The organism is Mesorhizobium sp. M4A.F.Ca.ET.020.02.1.1 (assembly GCF_004022645.1).
GTDB lineage: Bacteria > Pseudomonadota > Alphaproteobacteria > Rhizobiales > Rhizobiaceae > Mesorhizobium.
Window position 1 is genome coordinate 1 of sequence record NZ_RZOI01000898.1, and the last position, 2,130, is coordinate 2,130.

Sequence of the window (2,130 nt, forward strand, 5' to 3'; positions counted from 1 at the left end):
GGGCGCGTCCTCCAGCGCCTCATCGACGCCGGCGCTGGCATAGAAGGCGAGCAGCTCGGCGATTTCGGCAGGGGTGTTGGGGAAGGCGGCGATCATGCTGCCACCATCGTCCGCGCGGCGGCGATTTGCAACCTCGGTGAGTTTGTCAGCCCGTCGGTATCCGCGGATCCTGCACCAGATAGAACGTCCAGCGCGGCGTGTAGTCGGTGATCAGGAATTCGAAGCTGCCCGTCATCAGCGGGTCGATCTTGCCGTTCTTGAACAAAAGCCGGTCATAGGGTTCGAAATCGCGGTCGAACTCGGCGAAGTTGCTCGCCACGATGTTGTCGGGCGACTTATTGCGCTGGTCGAAGGACAGGCCATCGCCGAATACGCTCGGCTGGTCGAGGATCTCCTGTAGCTCGAACTGGAACTCCACCCAGGCCTGGCCGCTGTTGTTGAGCGTCTCGATGCGCATGTAAATGATGCCGTTGGCGACCTCGCCGGCCTTGCCGAATGCCTCGATCGGCTTGGTGGTGCGGATGGTCAGCGTCACCGGTGTCGCCGAATTCAGCTCTTCGGTGATGACGATCGGATCCTCCTTGGTGCCGATGCCAGAGGCGCCAGTGATGTGAAAGCCGCCGAGTTCGTCGGAAAAGGAATAGGCGCCGGTTGCCCAGACCTTTTGCGGATCGGCATGGGCAGCCGGGGCCAGCAATGGAAGGAGCGGAAGAACCGCCCGGCAAAGCCGGCCGGGCGTCGAGAAAAAGCGCGTCAATGAGAAGCCGGATGGCTCAGGCGTGCGCATGGCGCGAAGTATTGCCGATAAGCAAGCCGTCGAACAATTGAAAAACGCCGGGAGAAATGGTTCTTCCCGGCCGGGCGCGACTTTTTGTCGAAATCGGCTTTGTCCGTTAAGCGCCGGTTTCCCGTCGCGAATTGATGCGCTATGCAGCGCATGAGCCAGCACAATGCGGGAAAGCGCGGCAAGCCAGTGAGGGGTCGATGAGCGATATCGAACGCGAGAGCATGGAATTCGACGTGGTCATCGTCGGCGCTGGTCCGGCTGGCCTTGCCGCGGCGATCCGTCTGAAGCAGGTCAATCCCGAGCTTTCCGTCGTCGTGCTGGAGAAGGGCGGCGAGGTCGGCGCCCACATCCTGTCCGGTGCCGTCGTCGACCCGATCGGCATCGACCGGCTGCTGCCGGGCTGGCGCGAGGAGGAAGGCCACCCGTTCAAGACGCCGGTGACCGATGATCATTTCCTGGTGCTCGGTCCGGCCGGCTCCTTCCGCCTGCCCAATATCCTGATGCCGCCGCTGATGAACAATCACGGCAACTACATCGTCTCGCTCGGCAATGTCTGCCGCTGGCTGGCGACCAAGGCCGAGGCGCTCGGCGTCGAGATCTATCCGGGCTTTGCCGCCGCCGGCCTGCTCTACAACGATGCCGGCGCCGTCACCGGCGTGGTGACAGGCGACATGGGCGTCGAGAAGGACGGCACGCATGGTCCGTCCTTCGCGCCCGGCATGGCGCTGATGGGCAAATATGTGCTGATCGGCGAGGGCGCGCGCGGCTCGCTCGCCAAGCAGCTGATCGCCAAATACAAGCTCGCCGACGGCCGTGAGCCGGCCAAGTTCGGCATCGGCCTGAAGGAACTCTGGCAGGTCAAGCCGGAGAACCACAAGCCTGGCCTGGTGCAACATTCCTTTGGCTGGCCGCTCGACATGAAGACCGGCGGCGGCTCCTTCCTCTACCACCTCGAGGACAACCAGGTGGCGGTCGGCTTCGTCGTCCACCTGAACTACAAAAACCCGTATTTGTCGCCCTTCGAGGAGTTCCAGCGCTTCAAGACGCACCCGGCGATCAAGGGGACCTTCGAGGGCGCCAAGCGGATCGGCTATGGCGCACGCGCCATCACCGAAGGCGGCTGGCAGTCGGTGCCGAAGCTGTCCTTCCCTGGCGGCGTGCTGATGGGCTGTGCTGCCGGCTTCGTCAACGTGCCGCGCATCAAGGGTTCGCACAATGCGGTGCTATCGGGAATGCTGGCGGCCGAGCATGTCGCGCAAGCGATCGCCGACGGCCGCGCCAATGACGAGCTTTCCTCCTACGAGGCTGCGTGGCGGGCGACCGACATCGGCAAGGATTTGAAG

2 protein-coding genes and 1 pseudogene are annotated in these 2,130 nt (G+C 63.5%); 1 reads left to right on the plus strand and 2 read right to left on the minus strand.

What is annotated here, in order from left to right:
* Positions 1–96: pseudogene (locus EN742_RS39790) on the minus strand (uracil-DNA glycosylase); the annotation flags it as partial.
* A gap of 49 nt (positions 97–145) precedes the next feature.
* Positions 146–787, minus strand: coding sequence for a hypothetical protein (locus tag EN742_RS32750; RefSeq protein WP_126055750.1), 642 nt, complete (start codon positions 785–787; stop codon positions 146–148).
* 197 nt (positions 788–984) lie between these two features.
* Between EN742_RS32750 and EN742_RS32755 the strand changes: the two genes are divergently transcribed.
* Positions 985–2,130 (plus strand): NAD(P)/FAD-dependent oxidoreductase (locus EN742_RS32755; RefSeq protein ID WP_148670440.1); only part of this gene is annotated, 1,146 nt, incomplete at its 3' end.